Origin of the sequence: Flammeovirga sp. MY04, assembly GCF_001682195.2 — a bacterium.
GTDB classification, from domain to species: Bacteria; Bacteroidota; Bacteroidia; order Cytophagales; family Flammeovirgaceae; genus Flammeovirga; species Flammeovirga yaeyamensis.
The window spans coordinates 4,025,735-4,044,364 of the sequence record NZ_CP003560.2 but is presented as its reverse complement, the minus strand read 5'-3'; the positions used below and the strand labels follow the sequence as shown (position 1 = coordinate 4,044,364).

Sequence of the window (18,630 nt, the reverse complement as noted above, 5' to 3'; positions counted from 1 at the left end):
ATGTTAAAAAATATTCTTATTTACATATTTTTTTGGGGTATAATAACAAACATTTCCTCTTGTGATGGTTCCCAAACAGATCAAGAGATTATACCTGCAACATTTCCTGGTGGTAAACTTAAATTGGAGGAATATCTAAAAGATAATATGTTATGGCGTCAAAGTCAATTAACAACTGTGGGTAAAGTTTTTGTGTCTTTTAAAATTGACATAGAAGGAAGTGTATCAGATGTTAAAATTATAAGAGGGCTTTGTGAAACTTGTGATAATGAAGCCATAAGATTGGTTGAGGAAATGCCTAACTGGAACCCTGCAAAAAAAAACGGAATAAATATACCTTCAAAAAAAATTATTATGATAAAATTTGAATTGTAGGTAAACAACTTAATCAAGTTAACTTTTTTAGTCTTAGATTATTGAATCTTATGAAACAACTACTCCACTTTCTATTTATACTCTCTCTCATAAGTATTAAATACCTTTGCTCAAAATCCTTTTGAGCAATACAACTACAAACCAAAAGTAGCAACATTAAGCAAAGGAGAATACAATGAATTTCACGACCAAGACACTTTAGTTCAGATTGGATCTGTAATTCTAAATACCAAAACACAAGAAATTGTCGCTTTTGTAAAAAAGGATACACTTTATTCTGAAGCTACTCTTGAGCCTGATATAGTGAGTAGGTGGTTGAGCCCTGATCCTTTGGCGGAGAAGTATCCAGAATGGACACCATATCATTACGTTCACAATAATCCCTTGAATATGATTGATCCCGATGGTCAAGATGGAATTAGGGTAATTGATAAAAAAAATAAGACGATTACAATTAAAGCTGTGTATTTTGTTCAATCAGCTGATAGGAATTATTATACTACAAAAGGAAAAACAAAACAATTCGGTGGTTACTCTGAAAAACAAATAAGCAAAATGCAGAAGGGTACCAATAAGTACCTTAACAATTTAAGCATGAGTGTTTCTGATGGTGAGTATAAAGGTTATTCAATAAACTTTGCTTTAGAGTTTAGAGATGGAGGTACTGTTGAACAGAGTGAAAACAGTGCACAAAACGAAATGCAAGATGGATATTCTATTGGTAATAGTTTTACCAAGGGAAATAGTAATGTTTATTCTGGATTTGCTTCTAAAGAAATTGATAATGGCGATGGTACTGTAAGTACTACAACAGTTGGAGGTATTACTATTGGAAATAAGGATGTTATGATGAATTCCTCAAAAGATACTAAGATGAATAGAATTCATGAAATTTTTCATACTCTTGGTTTTAGTCACCCAAAAGGTGCTGGTGGTTCTGGTGGAATTATGAAATATCCACCAGAGAAACCTAATCAAAATGATGCTAATCAATTAGGTAATGATTCTTTCTTACCTGCAGTTATACTAGAGGATGAAAAATAAAATAACTTTATTAATAATTATGTTATGCGTATCATTTTGGTTGTTTGCTTCTGAAAATGATCCACATAAGGACACTCTATTTTATTTTGAGTTTAATATACGTAGTGAAGCGAATAATCCAATTTTAATGGGTGGAATAATAAAAAAGCTTGATTATTCTAAATTAGATTTAAGTGATGGAGAAAATTTTGTATCAAGCTTTTATGAGCAAGGTTATTTTGTACCAAGCTTATTAATTTACGATCAAGTGCTCAAAGAAATTATTAGGATCAATAATGATAGTACCTTGTGTAAATATTTAGGTCAAGGACAAAAGTTCATGAACCTAACAATTGGAAATGGACGTGAAACTAAGTTGATTTTACAAAGTGGTGAAAATGTCTTTCTTAGGATTACGGAGTTAACAGGGCAGTTTTTACATTGCAAAAAAGAAAATATGCAATTACCTTCAATTTCAAATGAATACCCTCCAAATAATATTGAAGAAATAGTTGATATTTATATTCCAATTAATATTACAAATTATACAAAACCATCAAAGAAATACATAAAGGAAATAATAAAAAATAAGAACTAGACATAGATTTTTCTTATACTAATTATGTTGTATACACTTTTTAAAATCAAATGAAACAACTCCACTTCCTATTTATACTCTTTCTCATAAGTATAAATACCTACGCACAAAATCCTTTTGAACAATACAACTACAAACCAAAAGTAGCAACATTAAGCCAAGGGGAATACAATGAATTTCACGACCAAGACACTTTGGTTCAGATTGGATCTGTAATTTTAAATACCAAAACACAAGAAATTGTCGCTTTTGTAAAGAAAGACACTCTGTACTCAGAAGCTACTCTTGAGCCTGATATTGTGAGCAGGTGGTTGAGTCCTGATCCTTTGGCCGAGAAGTATACGAGTTGGTCTCCTTATCACTATACATACAATAATCCTATAAAATTCATTGATCCTGATGGTAGGGAAATTTGGATATATTACAAAGATGATAACGATAAAATGCAAAAGGTACAATACTCCGCAAATATGAAAGGGATTGGAAATACATTTGCAGATAATATAATATCTTCTTTAAATTCAATCAATACATCCAAAGCAGGTAATAGTGTTATATCTGCCTTGGTTAACACTAAAGATAAGTTTGATTATAAAAACGAATTAGCTAAAAATAAAGAAGGCGAGACTGTAGAAGCACTACAGTATGTACCAAATTCATCAGGAGGAGGAGGTACTATTAGAGCAGGAGCATTAATGAATATGTCAAACCAAGGAGGAATAACTAGATCTGTTGCACATGAATCTTTCCATGGTTATCAAGATTTAAATAACAAATTTGAAAATGGTCATCACGTGGGATTGGAGGTTGAAGCATATATTTTTGCAGGTGCAATGTATGCAAACTATTTAAATGATAATGGTGAAAATAATATGACTATTGAAGCAGGACTTTTAGAATATCATGCCGGAAATTTCAACTATTCAATGGATATGATAGACCTTACTAATAATTTCGATCAAAAGAATTTCAATAATAAAGTTGAAAATTTTAAGACTCAATATAAAAAGGGAAAGCAATATAAAAATACGCCAATAAAAAAATATGATGACACAGTTATTAGAATGCTATACCCTTTATTAAAAAAATGAAATACTTAATCACCACTTTAATACTTCTTTTTCAAATAAATATTTATGGACAGATAAATGACAGTATAAACATATATCTACCTCCAGAACATATTGAGGAAATCTCAACTAAACTTCCTGAAAATGGTATTTTAAATATTAAAAGTGATAAATCTGAAATAATAAAAATATACCTTAATATAAATGCTCAATTAAATCGTGAACTACTATTACAAGAGTATTATATTGAAGAAATTGCTTTTATTTCAGAACAAAGAAAGAGAACTATAATAAGCTTTTCTTCAGATAAAAATGATAAGATAAATTGGTTTACCTTACCTTATTTAATTTATAAAAACAAAAATGAAATTGAGTCATATATTTACTCTTTTACATTTGTACCTAATCTTAAAAACTTTAAGTACAAAGACAATAATCAAATAAATTTTGTAGCTATAATTAACGTGCTTTAAATATCAATATACTTATTAATATTTTAGTCAATTTCTATAATTTAGAAAAAACTAGTTAAAGGATTTTAATATCTAATAAAATCAGATAACACTCATATAATCAATTCAATAGGAGACTATTTTTATAATTAAAAGTATTGAACGATTGATAATAGTATTCCTAAAAGATTCAGAATAAAGATGAAACAAATACTCCACTTTCTTTTTATACTCTCTTCCATTAGTGTAAATACTTTAACTCAAAATCACAACCAACAGCACAAAGACATCGACGAAAAATTTTCAACAATAAATGATGAAATTATTGAATATTTTAGAAGTAAGAACTATTTAACTGAACACGAAAAACATTCATGGTCTCCATATGTCATGGACTTTTTAGATTATAAAGAATATACTTCTATCAATAAAAGTGGCGTTTTTCTATTTGGGTACAAGTCATCACATCCGATTTATGTATTTGTCTTTATAAATAATAATCATTACCAGATTACAGAACTAACAAATATTGAAGACGTTCTCACAACATTGGTTCACTTTTTTAAACAATCTGATATTAAAAATGAAACCATTAAAATGAGATATACCGTAAGCTTAATGAAAGCACTCAGTTCAATGAACCAATTGAGCATCTCCGAAGAATTCTTACCTATAGATTGGGATGTTATTAAATAAATAAATGTATATGAACTCCTTAACCCTACGTTCACCATTTTACAATAATTACTTAGAGCTGATATAAAGTTCAGATAATGTTTGGATTGTAGTTTTGAAATACAAGAAATAAACAACGATCCTATGCAACCTCAAATTATACCTACTTCAGAATTAATGGAAGAGCTTAACTTAAATAAGTTGAGTGCTGACTTAATGATGAAAACAACGGGACTATCATCATTTAATGAAATGTATTCTCAGTTATCGGAATACGAAGGTGTGGAGCTTATCGAAGAAGCTTTGAAAATGATGAACATAAAAGTGGAAATAAGCGATGAAGATCTTAAGAAAATACCCAAATGGGGTGCTTTTATCACTATTTCTAATCACCCATATGGTTTATTGGATGGGGTTGTATTGCTTCAAATTCTAAGAAAAATTCGACCAGATTATAAGGTGACCGCTAATTTTTTATTGGGTAAAATGAAGCCTTTTCAAGAGTTATTTATCCCTGTTGATCCATTTAAGAAAACCAATTTCAAAGCTTCTGAAAAAGTACAAAGGGCTTTAGCAAACGGTGATTCTATTGGTCTTTTTCCTGCAGGAGAAGTTTCTACTTATTATAACTCTCATAAAGGTATTGCCGATAAACCTTGGAGCACTTCTGCTCTTAAATTGATCAAAAGAGCAGAGGTACCGGTGATACCTATTTATTTCCATGGGGTCAACAGTTGGGTGTTTCATTTATTAGGTAGAATACATCCATTGTTAAGAACTTTTCAAATTCCTAAAGAATTTCTGAATAAAAAGAATCATACCGTTAAAGTTCGCATTGGTCAGCCGATACCCGTAAAAAAGCAAAATGAATATGAAGATCTTTCTTCATTTGGTCAAATGCTTCGAGATAAAACCTATCTATTAGGTGAGGGGATGAAAAAGCAAAAGTTCTTACGTCCGAATAAAAAAGCAAAAACAATAGCTGAGGATCTGATCGCTGAAATCCCAAAAGAAATTATTAAAGATGAAATAAATAATTTACCTGAATCTTCTTTATTATGTGCACATGGTCAGAATGAAGTACGAGTAGCACATTCTGATGCTATTCCATACACCCTTTTAGAAATTGGTCGATTAAGAGAAATCACTTTCAGAGCTGTGGGAGAAGGAACCAATAGAGAAGTAGATCTTGATAAATTCGATGAATATTACCATCACTTATTTATTTGGAATAGGGCTACCGCTCAAATAATTGGTGCTTACAGAATTGGAGTGGGAGAAGAGATCGTTCAAAATATAGGGAAGAAAGGGTTTTATACCAATACATTATTCAAGTTCAAAAACGACTTCATTCACGTGCTGAATAATGGTATTGAATTAGGAAGATCTTTTGTGATCCAAGAAAAACAAAGAGACGCCTATCCATTGTTTTTACTTTGGAAAGGTATCAATACCTATCTAAAAAGAAACCCACATTTTAAATACATGTTTGGCCCTGTGAGTATCAGTAATGATTATTCAAATGCGGCTAAAGAAGCTATCATCTATTATAGTTATAAACATTTGTACGATCATGATATCGCCCAATTTGTGAAACCAAGAAAACGCTATAAAATGGGTGATCAAATCAAAAAGTACATTGATAACCTTATCCAGAAAGAAGATATCGCTATAGATGAGTTAGATAAATTGGTGATGGATATAGAACCTAAAAGATTTAAGGTGCCTGTTTTAATCAGACAATATATCCGATTAAACGGTAGAATGATTGGTTTCAACATCGATCCAAAATTTAACCATTGCTTGGATGGTTTAATTATAGTGAATGTTGATAACATACCGGAAAAAATAACAAATCAACTACAGTAATAACAACATAGTTCCTTATTTAAATAGATTGTGAGAAGCTGTTCTTTTATTAGAACAGTTTCTTTTTTACTTATCCACAGAGTTATTCTTTTGTGGATAACATTTATGCACAAAATATATGATGATTTTGGAAATGTTAGAGTTGAAAACAAATAGTTATTCACATCAATGTGGATAACTATTTGTTTTTACAGATAATTCACAAGACTTATTACTACTTGTGTGTACGAAAGGTTATCCACAAAAAAATCCCCAACCGTTACCGATCGGGGATTTTATATAATTTGAATGATAGACGATATAATTGCTTACATCATCTTAGCGAAGTTCTTCCATATATCGTGTTCTGGAACTCTGGCGGTGAATCTCATTGGCTCCTTTTTTACTGGGTGCTCGAATGATAATTCTTTAGCATGAAGGAAGATTAATTTTCCTTTCATGATTCTACCTTTTGCTCCGTACTTCATATCTCCACGGATAGGAGAACCGATATTACCTAATTGTGCTCTAATTTGATGAGAACGACCTGTTTTTGGTTCTACATGCAAGCAATAGTTATCGCCAACACGACCCAATAACTTGTAATAGGTCTCACAATATTTACCACCGCGACGATCTGATAAATAAACGTGTGTTCTATTTTTCTTTTCGTCTTTCTTCAGCCAGTTAATCATTGTGTCTTCATCTTTTTGAGGACGCTTGCTGACTAAGGCCAAATAGGTTTTTGTGATTTTGTGCTCTTGGAAAATCTTTGCCATACGTTCTGCTGCTTTAGAAGTACGTGCAAAAACTACCACACCACTCACTGGACGGTCCAATCTATGAACAGGTGCTAAAAATACAGCGCCCGGTTTATTGTACTTATCCTTGATATACTCTTTTACGATATCGGTAAGTGTTTCATCGCCGGTGTCATCACCTTGTACTAAAATACCAGGTGCCTTGTTCACAACCACTAAGTGGTTGTCTTCATAGATTATTTGTGACTGATCTAAATTCATTTTTATTAAATCTTACTCGCTTACTCACGTAAGTGAAAGGAATTAAGTTGCGTTACTTAATTCTTATTACTAATTAATTTAATGGATACTCGAAAATTCCATTCAAATATCAATTAATTTCTACAAATAGAAGTGCTACTAATAGCATTCTTTTTCGTTCGGGAAGTCATGCGATTTCACATCAGAAATATAGCTTTGAACAGCTTCTTTCATCATTCCACCAACATCTGCATATCTTCTTAAGAAACGAGGTTTAAAGTCTTGTGTAATGCCCAACATATCGTGAACAACCAACACTTGACCATCAACACCAGCTCCTGCACCAATACCAATTACTGGAATGGTTAATTCCTTTGCAACTCTCTCAGCTAATGCTGAAGGAATTTTTTCCAATACCAATGCAAAACATCCTAGTTCTTCTAAAAGCTTCGCATCTTCGATAAGTTTTTGTGCTTCGGCTTCTTCTTTCGCTCTTACCGTATATGTTCCGAATTTATAAATTGATTGTGGAGTTAATCCTAAGTGACCCATTACTGGAACACCTGCAGACAAGATCTTCTTCACAGATTCTTGAATTTCTGCACCACCTTCAACTTTTACAGCATGTCCGCCTGTCTCTTTCATAATTCTGATTGCAGAACGTAAAGCTTCAGTCGAACTACCTTGATAACTACCAAAAGGAATATCCACTACAACTAATGCTCTATCCACGGCCCTAACAACAGAAGTCGCGTGGTAAATCATTTGATCTAAAGTAATTGGCAAAGTAGTTTCATTACCAGCCATTACATTGGAAGCTGAATCGCCTACCAATAACACATCAATACCTGATGAATCTAAGATTTTAGCCATCGAAAAATCATAAGCAGTAAGCATAGAAATTTTCTCTCCTCTTGCTTTCATTGCCGCTAATTGATGCGTAGTAACTTTCTTAATATCTGGTTTATGGATTGACATTTTGTATTGAATTTATTTAACCCTCTGATAACTTGGTGCAAATATACCAATTTCAAAGCGGTTGTTAGTAACTGATGTTACGAATGTAACCCTTTAATTGTATGATATTTATCAAAGTTTTGTCAATAGTTCGTAATTTCGAGGCATAATGAAAGAATCAAGGTTTAATCAGAAAGTCTATTGGGTGATTGGTGCCTCTTCGGGAATTGGTAAGCAATTGGCCATTTCTTTGAGTCAGTTTCCCTGTAAATTGATCATCTCGGCTAGAAATGAATCGGCTTTAATTGATCTTCAAAATGAATATCAAAAAGAAGATTCGATAACGGTCTTACCAATGGATTTATCTGCAAGTCAGGAAGCATTAACTGATATTTCCCATCAGGCTTATCAAATTCACCAACAATTGGATGGTATTTTTTTGGTGGGAGGAATTAGTCAACGTGCTTCATTTGAAGAAATGGCTTTATCCACTTTCGAAAAGATCATGCAGGTAAACTTTTGGGGAGCATTGCACATTACAAAGGCGGTGTTACCTTACCTAAAAAAATCTGATGATCCCATGATTGTTTGTATCAATAGTGTGCAAGGCAAAATGGGAATTCCAGATCGTACCGCTTATGCGGCATCAAAACATGCTTTGCTAGGCTTTATGGATTCTTTGAGGGCGGAACTTCATCCTTTCGGCATTCAGATTACCAATATTCTACCGGGATATGTGAAAACTGATCTCGCAAAAAATGCTTTACAAGCGGATGGTTCTCAACAAGGACAACTTGATGAGGGTAAGGGAGGAATAACTGTGGAGAAAGCAGCCCTTGATATTTTACACTATGCTTCTATTGGTAAAAGCGAAGCGGTTATAGGCCGTCCGAGAGAACAAGCAGCGGTTTATATCAAACGTTTCTTTCCGAAGCTTTTAGAGAAATTAGTGAGAAAAAAATCATAACTTTATCAGAGCATTTTTTGCCATTCATCTTAGGGTGATACATCACCTTAAAACTTTTTATTTGATACAAAATGACCAACAAAGATATTATTAAAGGCTTCCGTTTATTGACACAATTGATGGAACTACACGGAGCCAATCCTTTTAAGACAAGAGCATATTCTACGGCGATTCAGAGTATGGAAAATGCCGGTACTCCATTAATCGGCTTAAATAATGACGAGCTGATTGGGTTAGGCTTTTCCAAAACAATGGCAGAAAAGTTAGTCAATTGGTTCTCTAGTGGAACTTTAGACGATCTTGAAGAACTAAAGGAAAAAACTCCAGAGGGTGTGATCGATATGATGGGATTGAGTGGAGTTGGACCTAAAAAAATTGCTGCTCTTTGGAAAGAATTAGCCATCGATTCATTAGATAAGCTGAAAGTGGCTTGCGAGGAAAATAAAGTTCAAACTTTAAAGGGTTTCGCTGCCAAAACTGAAGCAAAGATTCTTCAACAAGTCGACTTTTTGAAGGAAAATAAAAAGCGTTTGCATTATGCTAAAGCTGAAAAGTTTGCTGAAGTAATTGTCGCTTTCTTAGAAGAAAAAGGGATCAAAAATAGCCTTGCAGGTGAGTTATCATTAAAAAGAGAAGTAGTCGACACATTATCATTTACTGTGGTTGCGGAAAGTTCTTCTCAATTGAAAACATCACTTACGGAGTTCAATCAATTGATATTGGACGAGGTAAAATCTTCCCCACTTACTGTTCGAGGTGAATTAGTAGAAACAGGTACTTCGGTAGAATTCTTTGTCTGTAGAGCAGAGGAATTCATCAAAATTGCCTTCCAAAAATCTGCTGCTCCAGAACACCTTTCGTTAAGAGGAAGTGCTGATCATCCAACATTAAGAGACGTACTGAACAAGACGGAATATTCGTCTGTTGAAGATATTTATAAGAACGCAGGACTTCCAGTCTTCCCTGTTGAATTGAGAGAAGGAGAGGAATATGTCGGCGATTTCATTAAGAATGGAATCCCTACTTTGGTGGAAGATGAAGATCTAAAAGGAAGCTTGCACAATCACTCGGATTATTCTGATGGACAGAATACATTAAGAGAGATGGCCGAATACTTGAAAGCACAAGGATATGAGTATTTAGGTATTTCAGATCACTCGAAGACTGCTTTTTACGCTAATGGTCTTTCGGTAGAACGCATCGAACAACAACACAAAGAAATTGACGCCTTAAATGAAGAATTAGCTCCTTTCAAAATCTTTAAAGGGATTGAGTCTGATATCTTAAACGATGGGCGATTGGATTATGATGATGACGTTTTGGCTTCATTCGATTTTGTGGTTTCTTCGATTCACTCTCCATTAACGATGGACAAAGCCACGGCAACAGCTCGTTTGATTAAGGCCATAGAACATCCAGCAACCACTATACTTGGTCATCCAACAGGTCGGCTTCTTTTACGTAGAGAAGGTTACCCTATTGATCATAAAGCAGTGATTGATGCTTGTGCAAAGCATGGAGTGATTATCGAGATCAATTCTAGTCCATGGCGATTGGATTTAGATTGGAGATGGGCGAAGTATGCTTTAGATCAAGGCGTAAAATTATCGCTTAATCCAGATGCACACGCCGTAGAAGGGTATGCTGATATGCACTATGGATTATTAGTTGGTAGAAAAGCCGGTCTAACCAAAGAAATGACCCTCAATGCGATGAGTTTGGAAGAGATTGAAGCCTATTTCAAATCAAGAAAAAAATAGAGTTGATTTTCATTCAATTCAAAAAGAATAGTAACAATTCAAGAAAATAAGTATCGAATAAACTCGGTACTTATTTTTTTTGTTGCAGGGTTAGTTAAAGCGAACCCAAAGATGAAAACCACCGAAAGCCTTTTTTATCAAATACCAAAACCATTAATATCTCTAACTGTCTTTATCACAGTTTTGCCTTTCTTGTTACATTACTCAGAAATTGATTTAGGTAAAGAGTTAAATATTCTAGAAAGTCAAATTATTCCAGCGACACATTTTGGTTTTTTATCCTTCATGTTATTGAGGTGGTCCTCTATCACCTTACTATTTATAACATGCTGTTTGGCCTATATACATTGTCATTATTCTCATTCCGCTAGTTCTGCAATTGTTGGATTTAGTTTTTTTGCCATAGGCTTACTAAAATTCTCACAACTATTACTTATCAATAATTTTGATGTTTTCAGTGTAGAACTGATCAAGAATCAGGTACTTATTTCTACAATATATGAGGGAAACATACTATTAGCTTCACTAATTTCTATAATGATCATTCAAAATGATAAGGAGGGGAAAAAAACAAAATACCTTCAATATTACGTAGGTGGGAGTTTTATTTTTATCAGTATTTTAATTGTAGGAACGACCGATTATATATTTAGTTTAATTGATTGGGTCAATGAAAGAGCATCAATTTACTTGCTCACATTTATGCCTATTATTCTTAACTTGGTTTTATTTGGAGCATTCATGATTAAGTTTTTAGAACATACTAAAAGCTACCTTTTACAGATGCTATTTTGGAGTATTTTACCTCTTTCAGTAGCTCAATTACATATTTTCTATGGTAGTACCGAACTATTTGATGCTCATTTTAATATCTCTCAATTTCTTTTAACCGTTTCTTTTGTACTTCCCTTTGTTGGCTTACTCATGGACTATATTGAAATGTTCAAAACAGAGAAACGAAAAACCACTGAATTAATTCTGATTCAACAAGACCTAAAAAGTAAAAATCATGAATTAGAACAATTTGCATATACCACCTCACATGATTTGCAAGAACCTTTAAGGAGTATTACAAGTTTAACAGAGTTACTTAAAAATACTTATAAAGACCAATTTGATCATAATGGTAATCAGATGCTGGATTATATTCATTCTTCAGCTGATCGGATGATTAATTTAATTAAAGCACTACTCGAGTATTCAAAAATTGGGAGAAACAGGACTTTATCCAACATCGACTGTGATCAAATGATGACCGATGTTTTACAAGACCTTCGTATCTCTTTAAGTGAATCAAATGCTAAAATTAGATTCAATAATTTACCTGTTATCAGAGGGTACGAAATAGAATTGAGATTACTATTTCAAAATTTGATTACCAATGCAATTAAATTCAAAAGGCCTGATGTTGATCCTGTCGTCACCATCTCTTCTATTCACATGGCCGGAGAATGGATGTTTGCTTTTCAGGACAATGGAATTGGTATTAAGAAAGAACATCTCGAAAATATATTTATCATTTTCAATAGACTTCATTCCAAAAGTGAATATGAGGGATCTGGAATTGGTTTAGCTCATTGTCAGAAAATTGTCGATTTGCATCATGGTAGTATTTGGGTAGAATCCGATAGTGAATTTGGGTCTACTTTCTACTTTACGATTTTAGAGAAAATTCCCGAGATAGAGTAGAGCTATTGACATAAAGTATTAATATAAAAGAAGAGGTGACCTTATTATTGATAAAGTCACCTCTTCTTCATTATATAACTATAGAATTACTCAGCAGCTTCCTCAGATGCTTCTTTGTCTTCTTTTTTATCTTTTAATGACTCTGGGTAGAACTCCACTAGTTTGTTGTACCAAGTCACTAATTTTTTGATATCTGAAGTGTAGATTCTATCTGAATCCCAGTTAGGAAGAACTGCGAAAATGAAGTCTTCTAAAGACTCTTCAGATTTAGTATCAACATCTAGTTTCTCAGTACCAAATTTTTCTTTTACTGAAGCGAATACTTCTTCCAACGGCACTGATTCTTCAGCTTGACCAGTAACATACATAGAGATCTCTTTTAAGATAGAGATTCTTTGGCTTGCACTTACAATTGTTTTCTTAGGTTTTGCTTCCAAAGTTTCAACGATTACACCAGTACGTGATGGTTTTAATACTTTGTATAAACCTGGCTTACCTGCAATTGCAGCAATGTCTTTTAAGTTCATGTTATAATTTTTATTATTTAGAACATGTTTGAAGTCAATGGTATTGAACAATCAAACATGATCTTTTGATTTATAATCAAATTATCTCAAAAATTGTTTGAAATAACTTATTGATAATAGACTTTTTTATGCGTGAAAAAAACGCTTCGCAATTTAATAAATGAAGTGATTTAATATCAAAAATATATCGTTTTTAATACTTAAAGGATGAATTTATTCTATAATTAACACTTTAAATTATAGTTCTACCAAAGTATTTAAAACAAAAAACCTGTGGAGATTGCTCTCCACAGGTATATACATTTTGGCTTTGTAGTCTTGTCATAGGCTCTTTGATTACTGAAGCGTAATTTCAAGAGCTAGACCACGAAGTTCGTGAACCAATACGTTGAATGATTCTGGAACATTCGGGTTAGGCATATTGTCACCTTTAACAATTGCCTCGTATGCTTTCGCACGTCCTTGAACGTCATCAGACTTCACAGTTAAGATTTCACGAAGTACATTAGCTGCACCGAATGCCTCTAATGCCCAAACTTCCATCTCACCGAAACGCTGACCACCGAATTGTGCCTTACCACCTAGAGGTTGTTGAGTAATCAACGAGTAAGGTCCAATAGAACGGGCGTGCATTTTGTCATCTACTAAGTGACCTAGTTTCAGCATGTACATTACACCAACAGATACTCTTTGGTGGAATGGCTCACCTGTTAAACCATCGTATAATTGAGCACGACCATAATCAGGAAGACCAGCCTCTTTCAATTCCGCTACTACTTCGTCTTCAGAAGCACCATCGAAGATTGGAGTGGCATATTTTCTACCCATTTTCAAACCAGCCCATCCTAGAACTGTTTCGTAAATCTGACCGATGTTCATACGAGAAGGTACACCTAGTGGGTTCAAACAGATGTCCATTGGAGTACCGTCTTCCAAGAATGGCATATCCTCTTCAGGTACGATCTTCGCAACAACACCCTTGTTACCGTGACGACCGGCCATCTTATCACCTACTTTCAATTTACGACGCTTAGCGATGTAAACTTTAGCAAGTTTAACGATACCAGTTGGTAATTCGTCACCCACTTCTAATGTAAATCTATCACGCTTGAAGTAACCTGTTACTTCGTTACGAGCATTTACATAGTTCTTCACTGTAGATCTTACCAATTCGTTTACACGAGCATCATCCGTCCAGTTATCTAAGATAAGGTCACCTAAAAGGTTCGCCTCTTCAGCAACTGCATATGATGAGTCATCACGGAATGGGTTTTCACCAGGGAAGATGTTTTCAGAGATATTTGCTTCAGAGAAAGTAACTCCTGCGCTCATTACCTCTTGACCAAACTTGTGTTTCACACCTTGACAAGTCATACCGTCAAGAAGTTCCACCAATTTAGCCATCATTCTATTTTCTAAGCCTTTCAAGTCGCGTGAGTATTGTTTTTTCAATAGCTCTACTTCTTTCTTCGCTTTAGCACGTAATTCTTTGTCTTTCTTAGGACGAGCGAATAAACGTGTATCGATTACAGTACCGATCAATGATGGAGAAGCTTTTAATGATGCATCTTTAACATCACCTGCTTTATCACCGAAGATCGCACGTAATAATTTTTCTTCTGGAGTTGGATCAGATTCTCCTTTTGGAGTAATCTTACCGATAAGGATGTCGCCAGGACGAACACGTGAACCAACACGGATAATACCGTTTTCGTCCAAGTTCTTCACTGCTTCTTCACCAACGTTAGGGATCTCAGAAGTTAATTCTTCTTCACCACGTTTAGTGTCACGTACTTCCAATTCGTGTTCTACAATGTGTAATGATGTATAAACATCGTTACGTACAACACGCTCAGAGATTACGATCGCATCCTCAAAGTTATAACCTTGCCAAGGCATGAAGGCTACTAGTAAGTTTTTACCAATTGCCAATTCGCCATTTTCTGTAGAGTAACCTTCTGAAAGAACATCGCCTTTAGAAACACGTTGTCCTTTCTTCACGATTGGACGCATGTTCATACAAGTATCTTGGTTCGTTCTACGGAACTTGATCAAGTTATGGCTCTTCACTTCTGATTCGAAAGAAGCTAACCACTCATCATCAGAGTGATCATAACGAACGTTGATAGAATTAGCATCAACAGAATCGATTACACCATCTTTTTCAGCAAGAACAACTGTACGAGAGTCAATGGCTACGTTTCTTTCCAAACCAGTACCTACGATTGGAGCTTCAGGCTTCAATAATGGTACTGCTTGACGCTGCATGTTTGATCCCATCAAGGCACGGTTGGCGTCATCATGCTCCAAGAAAGGAATCATTGATGCGGCAATCGATACAATTTGGTTAGGAGCAACGTCCATGTAGTCAATTTCCTCTGGAGTCTTTAATGGGAAGTCACCTTCGTAACGAACTTTTACAAATTCTTCTTCGAAACGGTTATTCTCATCAAGATCAGTTTTCGCTTGTGCGATAAACTTCTCATCTTCCTCCTCAGCCGAGATATAAGTAACATTATTGTCGTCAATATCAACAATACCGTTCGTTACTTTACGGTAAGGAGTTTCGATGAAGCCCATATTGTTTACTTTCGCATATACAGTTAATGACGAAATCAAACCAATGTTTGGACCTTCTGGTGTCTCAATAGTACAAAGACGACCATAGTGAGTATAGTGAACGTCACGAACCTCGAAACCTGCACGCTCTCTAGAAAGACCACCTGGTCCTAATGCTGAGATACGACGCTTGTGCGTAACCTCTGCAAGAGGGTTAGTTTGGTCCATGAACTGAGATAGCTGGTTGGTACCGAAGAACGAGTTAATTACTGATGATAACGTACGAGCATTCACCAAATCAACTGGTTTAAAGTCTTCGTTATCACGAACGTTCATACGTTCTTTGATTGTACGTGCCATACGCGCTAAACCAACACCGAATTGTGAGTACAATTGCTCACCTACAGTACGGATACGACGGTTTGACAAGTGGTCAATATCATCGACAACAGCTTTTGAGTTGATCAAGTGGATCAAGTGCTTGATGATTTTGACAATATCTTCTTTTGTCAGCACACGGATGTCCATGCTCGTCTCTGTCTTCAACTTACGGTTAAGTTTGTAACGACCAACTTCACCTAAGTCATAACGTTTGTCAGAGAAGAATAAGTTTTGGATAATATCACGTGCAGTCTGATCATCAGGAGCCTCAGTGTTACGAAGTTGACGGTAGATTTGGTGAACCGCTTCCTTCTCTGAGTTTGAATTATCTTTAGATAACGTATCGAAGATGATACGGAAATCGTTGATGTTGATATCTTTTCTGTGAACGATTACTGAACCAACGCCAGAATCTTCGATCATTTCAAGATCTTCTTCTGAGATGATGTGGTCACGCTCTAAGATTACATCGTTACGATCAATTGATACTACTTCACCTGTATCTTCATCTACGAAGTCTTCTGTCCATGTTTTCAATACACGAGCAGCCAATGTTCTGTTCTCTAAAGAAGCTAAGTTTTCTTTAGATACTGAGATCTCCTCTGATAACTCGAATAAATCCAAGATATCTTTATCCGATCCATAACCGATCGAACGAAGAAGCATTGTTACAGGGAATTTTTTCTTACGGTCGATATAAGCATACATCACGTTATTCACGTCAGTTGCAAATTCGATCCATGATCCTTTGAAAGGAATTACTCTTGCAGAGTAAAGTTTCGTACCGTTTGTGTGTTTTGATTGTGCAAAGAAAACACCAGGAGATCTGTGAAGTTGAGAAACGATTACACGTTCCGCACCATTTACTACAAATGATCCTCTTCTTGTCATATAAGGAATGTTACCCAAGAACACATCTTGTTCAATGGTTTCAAAATCCTCATTATCTTCATCGCTACACGAAAGCTTTAATTTTGCTTTTAAAGGTACACTAAAAGTCAAACCTCTTTCTACACACTCGTCAACCGTATATTTCGGTGGATCAATTGTATAATCGATGAATTCCAATAAGAAGTTTTCACGAGAATCCGTAATAGGGAAGTTCTCCATGAATACTTTGTACAAACCTTCGTCTTCTCTCAACTCCGGAGGAGTATCGATTTGGAAGAAGTTATGGAATGACTTAAACTGTACGTCTAGAAAATCTGGATAATCTAGAACTCTCTTTGCTTTCGCAAAATTCTTTCTACCGTTCTTGAATGTTGCCAAGGTGGTTTTCTTTTTAAGTTTCAAAACTATCTGTTACAATAAATTGATTATAAAAGCCGTATATAACCTATGTAACAGGGGCGCAAAATGTATTTTACTTGCTTGTAAAAGTGTCTTTTTATGCAATTAAAAGAATATATTTTACATGCAACTTGCAAATATAGATAAAAGTTACTAAAGTCATACCTTTTACCCTATTAGTTTTACGAATAATTTTAAATAAGTAAAATAAAGTCAATGAGATGTGAGCATTTTTACAAAATCCTCGGTATCGTAATTGGCAATACCTGTATGTTTAAAGATGATCTCTCCATTCTTATCAAATACAAAGGTAGTAGGGATACTTCTTGTTTGAAAAACGGAAGGAGTTGAAGTTATTTCTTGATAAACGGGAAAGGTAAATTTCTTTCTCTTCATAAACTCACCCACCTTTTCAGGCTTTTCATCCACACTCAACATCACAAAAACTATATCCTCATTGTCTTTTAGTTTTTGATATAATCCCTCAATACTTGGCATTTCTGCTACACAAGGAGGACACCATGTGGCCCAAACGTTTAGAAATACCGTTTTCCCTTTAAACTCTTCAAGGTTTACTTTTTCTCCAGTAGTATAATCTTGCAGCATCCATTTATAGTCTGTACTTCCATATCTACCTTTCTCTTCTGTATCGGCATCTGCGTTTCTTAATCCGGTAGCTAATGTTAACCGTTGTATAAATCCAAATACTTCAACATGTAAGCCTGTAAAATACAACACACCAAATACACTTACGATTATACCCCAGGATTTAAGTTCCTTAATAATTTTTTGTTTTTTCATAAATTAGATTGTTATCTATTTCTGGTAAAAATATTTTTGATTGACTTTATAATTAGTCTTTAGTATTTATTAATCATGACATATTACTGTAAAAAGAAAAACCCCTACAAAAGTAGAGGTTTCAAATATCATTCTATGTGATGACTGTTACTTAACAATCACTACTATTGAGGATCCTGAGTAATCACAGGCATTTCAGCAAGAATCTGAGTTTTCAAGAAATTATTCACCAATTCGTTTAATTGAACAAAACGAGCCACTGTTTTAGGTGATAATTGCTTTTTCATCATCTTGATGTATTTCTTTTTCAGTTTCAAATTTTTAGCTTGAATCTCTAAAGTGTTATCTACAATCGTTGTTGCTTCCTCATCAGTGATACCATCCGTATCATTTATTAGAGACTTAAACAATTGTGTTCTTTCTCTTACTAATTCTTGTGAAGCCAATTCGTATTCATCATACAATGCCCAAAAAGTACCTGCTTCTTCTAAAGAAAGATTCATGTTTTCTGTAAAGAAGATTCTCTTTTCGGTTTTGATCACTGTCTTGATTGTCTCAGCATCAATGTTTTGTGCTTGTGAAGCGAAAACAAATCCAAAAAATAGTAAGAAAGAAATGAATAACTTTTTCATAATATCAAATAAAAATTCATCCTGA

16 protein-coding genes are annotated in these 18,630 nt (G+C 34.4%); 10 read left to right on the top strand and 6 right to left on the bottom strand.

The genetic code is table 11. From position 1 onward, the window contains the following. The 7 genes from MY04_RS16125 (at window position 1) to MY04_RS16095 (ending at window position 6,062) form a co-directional block, all read left to right on the top strand. A complete protein-coding gene (locus MY04_RS16125; RefSeq protein ID WP_158297736.1) occupies window positions 1-375 on the top strand; it encodes an energy transducer TonB in 375 nt (124 codons plus the stop codon). A 303-nt stretch (window positions 376-678) separates the two neighbouring features. Continuing rightward, window positions 679-1,419: an RHS repeat-associated core domain-containing protein gene (locus tag MY04_RS16120; RefSeq protein ID WP_084005922.1), complete on the top strand. Its 741-nt coding sequence runs from the start codon at window positions 679-681 to the stop codon at window positions 1,417-1,419. After that, on the top strand, window positions 1,409-1,996 hold the full coding sequence (locus MY04_RS16115) for a hypothetical protein (RefSeq protein WP_158297735.1): 588 nt from the start codon (window positions 1,409-1,411) through the stop codon (window positions 1,994-1,996). Before MY04_RS16120 ends, MY04_RS16115 begins: the two co-directional genes overlap by 11 nt. Window positions 1,997-2,046: 50 nt before the next feature. Beyond that, window positions 2,047-3,087, top strand: a complete 1,041-nt coding sequence (locus tag MY04_RS16110) for a hypothetical protein (protein ID WP_066211268.1) — start codon at window positions 2,047-2,049, stop codon at window positions 3,085-3,087. Continuing rightward, window positions 3,084-3,539 (top strand): hypothetical protein, encoded by a 456-nt coding sequence (locus MY04_RS16105; RefSeq protein ID WP_066211266.1) that lies wholly within the window; start codon window positions 3,084-3,086, stop codon window positions 3,537-3,539. Before MY04_RS16110 ends, MY04_RS16105 begins: the two co-directional genes overlap by 4 nt. A gap of 180 nt (window positions 3,540-3,719) precedes the next feature. Continuing rightward, window positions 3,720-4,214, top strand: coding sequence for a hypothetical protein (locus MY04_RS16100; protein ID WP_066211264.1), 495 nt, complete (start codon window positions 3,720-3,722; stop codon window positions 4,212-4,214). Between the two features lie 123 nt (window positions 4,215-4,337). Next, window positions 4,338-6,062: a lysophospholipid acyltransferase family protein gene (locus MY04_RS16095; RefSeq protein ID WP_066211263.1), complete on the top strand. Its 1,725-nt coding sequence runs from the start codon at window positions 4,338-4,340 to the stop codon at window positions 6,060-6,062. Between the two features lie 308 nt (window positions 6,063-6,370). On the opposite strand, the gene MY04_RS16090 is transcribed toward MY04_RS16095, so the two are convergent. Continuing rightward, on the bottom strand, window positions 6,371-7,063 hold the full coding sequence (locus MY04_RS16090) for an RluA family pseudouridine synthase (RefSeq protein WP_066211261.1): 693 nt from the start codon (window positions 7,061-7,063) through the stop codon (window positions 6,371-6,373). 138 nt (window positions 7,064-7,201) lie between these two features. After that, on the bottom strand, window positions 7,202-8,020 hold the full coding sequence (gene panB, locus MY04_RS16085; protein WP_066211259.1) for a 3-methyl-2-oxobutanoate hydroxymethyltransferase: 819 nt from the start codon (window positions 8,018-8,020) through the stop codon (window positions 7,202-7,204). 148 nt (window positions 8,021-8,168) lie between these two features. Between panB and MY04_RS16080 the strand changes: the two genes are divergently transcribed. From MY04_RS16080 to MY04_RS16070, 3 genes are all read left to right on the top strand, one after another. Beyond that, on the top strand, window positions 8,169-8,966 hold the full coding sequence (locus MY04_RS16080; RefSeq protein ID WP_066211258.1) for an SDR family oxidoreductase: 798 nt from the start codon (window positions 8,169-8,171) through the stop codon (window positions 8,964-8,966). A 71-nt stretch (window positions 8,967-9,037) separates the two neighbouring features. Continuing rightward, on the top strand, window positions 9,038-10,726 hold the full coding sequence (locus MY04_RS16075; RefSeq protein ID WP_066211257.1) for a PHP domain-containing protein: 1,689 nt from the start codon (window positions 9,038-9,040) through the stop codon (window positions 10,724-10,726). A 111-nt stretch (window positions 10,727-10,837) separates the two neighbouring features. Beyond that, complete coding sequence (locus tag MY04_RS16070) at window positions 10,838-12,415, top strand: sensor histidine kinase (protein ID WP_066211256.1); 1,578 nt, start codon at window positions 10,838-10,840, stop codon at window positions 12,413-12,415. An 86-nt stretch (window positions 12,416-12,501) separates the two neighbouring features. On the opposite strand, the gene MY04_RS16065 is transcribed toward MY04_RS16070, so the two are convergent. From MY04_RS16065 to MY04_RS16050, 4 genes are all read right to left on the bottom strand, one after another. Further along, complete coding sequence (locus tag MY04_RS16065) at window positions 12,502-12,942, bottom strand: DUF5606 family protein (protein WP_066211254.1); 441 nt, start codon at window positions 12,940-12,942, stop codon at window positions 12,502-12,504. A 336-nt stretch (window positions 12,943-13,278) separates the two neighbouring features. Continuing rightward, a complete protein-coding gene (gene rpoB, locus MY04_RS16060) occupies window positions 13,279-17,151 on the bottom strand; it encodes a DNA-directed RNA polymerase subunit beta (protein ID WP_066211252.1) in 3,873 nt (1,290 codons plus the stop codon). A 234-nt stretch (window positions 17,152-17,385) separates the two neighbouring features. After that, window positions 17,386-17,973, bottom strand: coding sequence for a TlpA family protein disulfide reductase (locus tag MY04_RS16055; protein ID WP_066211250.1), 588 nt, complete (start codon window positions 17,971-17,973; stop codon window positions 17,386-17,388). Between the two features lie 164 nt (window positions 17,974-18,137). Beyond that, window positions 18,138-18,605, bottom strand: coding sequence for a hypothetical protein (locus MY04_RS16050; protein ID WP_066211249.1), 468 nt, complete (start codon window positions 18,603-18,605; stop codon window positions 18,138-18,140). Window positions 18,606-18,630 lie beyond the last annotated feature (25 nt).

Bases quoted from the DNA above. Each gene is read 5' to 3' on its own strand.
- MY04_RS16125 (WP_158297736.1), top strand. From the start codon at position 1: ATGTTAAAAAATATTCTTATTTACATATTTTTTTGGGGTATAATAACA.
- MY04_RS16115 (WP_158297735.1), top strand. From the start codon at position 1,409: ATGAAAAATAAAATAACTTTATTAATAATTATGTTATGCGTATCATTT.
- MY04_RS16110 (WP_066211268.1), top strand. From the start codon at position 2,047: ATGAAACAACTCCACTTCCTATTTATACTCTTTCTCATAAGTATAAAT.
- MY04_RS16105 (WP_066211266.1), top strand. From the start codon at position 3,084: ATGAAATACTTAATCACCACTTTAATACTTCTTTTTCAAATAAATATT.
- MY04_RS16100 (WP_066211264.1), top strand. From the start codon at position 3,720: ATGAAACAAATACTCCACTTTCTTTTTATACTCTCTTCCATTAGTGTA.
- MY04_RS16095 (WP_066211263.1), top strand. From the start codon at position 4,338: ATGCAACCTCAAATTATACCTACTTCAGAATTAATGGAAGAGCTTAAC.
- MY04_RS16090 (WP_066211261.1), bottom strand. From the start codon at position 7,063: ATGAATTTAGATCAGTCACAAATAATCTATGAAGACAACCACTTAGTG.
- panB (WP_066211259.1), bottom strand. From the start codon at position 8,020: ATGTCAATCCATAAACCAGATATTAAGAAAGTTACTACGCATCAATTA.
- MY04_RS16080 (WP_066211258.1), top strand. From the start codon at position 8,169: ATGAAAGAATCAAGGTTTAATCAGAAAGTCTATTGGGTGATTGGTGCC.
- MY04_RS16075 (WP_066211257.1), top strand. From the start codon at position 9,038: ATGACCAACAAAGATATTATTAAAGGCTTCCGTTTATTGACACAATTG.
- MY04_RS16070 (WP_066211256.1), top strand. From the start codon at position 10,838: ATGAAAACCACCGAAAGCCTTTTTTATCAAATACCAAAACCATTAATA.
- MY04_RS16065 (WP_066211254.1), bottom strand. From the start codon at position 12,942: ATGAACTTAAAAGACATTGCTGCAATTGCAGGTAAGCCAGGTTTATAC.
- MY04_RS16055 (WP_066211250.1), bottom strand. From the start codon at position 17,973: ATGAAAAAACAAAAAATTATTAAGGAACTTAAATCCTGGGGTATAATC.
- MY04_RS16050 (WP_066211249.1), bottom strand. From the start codon at position 18,605: ATGAAAAAGTTATTCATTTCTTTCTTACTATTTTTTGGATTTGTTTTC.